Consider the following 1184-nt stretch of genomic DNA (forward strand, 5'->3'; position numbering starts at 1 on the left):
GTACCGCAACGAGGTCGGCACGAACCTGATCGACAAGATCGAGAACGAGCGCGCCTTCCGCCATGCCAGCGGCCACGACGCGGCCGCGCAGTCGCTGGTGCTGGCCAAGGCCTTCCTCGCGCTCGGCACCACGCGGCTGCGCACGCACGTCGACGTCGACACGCAGGCCGGCCTGCGCCACCTCGAGGGCACGCTGCGCACGCGCGAGACCCTGCGCGATCTGCAGCAGATCCAGGTCGTCGCCTTCCCGCAGTCGGGCCTGCTCGCGCGGCCCGGCACGGCCGAGCTGCTCGACCGGTCGCTGGCCGCGGGCGCCGACGTGCTCGGCGGGCTCGACCCCTGCGCCATCGACGGCGATCCCGTGAAGTCGCTCGACCTGCTGTTCGACATCGCCCACCGGCACCAGCGCGCTATCGACATCCACCTGCACGAGCCCGGCGCCATGGGCGCCTTCTCGCTCGACCTGATCCTGCAGCGCACCGAGGCGCTGGGCATGCGGGGCCAAGTGGCGATCAGCCATGGCTTCTGCCTCGGCGACGTGAGCGAGCGCGAGCGCGATGCCCTGCTCGCGCGCATGGCGAAGCTCGGCGTGGTGCTGATCACCAGCGCGCCGCCCTCGCGCAACGTGCCGCCGCTGCTGGCCTGCCGCCAGGCCGGCGTGACCGTGCTCGGCGGCAACGACGGCATCCGCGACACCTGGTCGCCCTATGGCCGGCCCGACATGCTCGAGCGCGCGATGATCATCGGCCTGCGCTACAACCTGCGCCGCGACGACGAGATCGAGGTCGCGCTCGACACCGTGACGCACGCGGGCGCGCGCGGCTGCGGCTTCGAGGCTTACGGCCTTGGCGTCGGCGATCGTGCCGACCTGGTGCTGGTCGATGCGCAGACCGTGGCGCATGCCGTGGTGGAGCGCCCCGTGCGCCGGCTCGTGGTGGCCGGCGGCCGCATCGTGGCGCGCGACGGCGTGCTGCAGGACGACGTGGCCGCCTTGTGAAGGCGGAGGTCCGCCGCGATGCCGGCACCGCCTTCGCGGCCGTGATCGTGCTGGTGGCGCTGAACCTGCGCGCCTTTCTCACCTCGAGCAGCCCGCTGCTCGGTGCCATCCGCCTCGACACCGGCATCGGCTTCCATGCCGTGGCGCTGCTCACGGTGCTGCCGATGTTCGCGATGGGCGCCACCTC

1 protein-coding gene and 1 pseudogene are annotated in these 1184 nt (G+C 72.6%); both read left to right on the forward strand.

Annotation, left to right across the window (positions count from 1 at the left end):
• Positions 1-997 (forward strand): amidohydrolase family protein (locus tag AC27VN_RS41935; protein ID WP_490880582.1); only part of this gene is annotated, 997 nt, incomplete at its 5' end.
• Positions 994-1184, forward strand: a pseudogene (locus AC27VN_RS41940) (cyanate transporter); the annotation flags it as partial. The gene AC27VN_RS41935 and the pseudogene AC27VN_RS41940, both read left to right, overlap by 4 nt.

Source organism: Variovorax sp. 20P10.2.4, assembly GCF_058244205.1.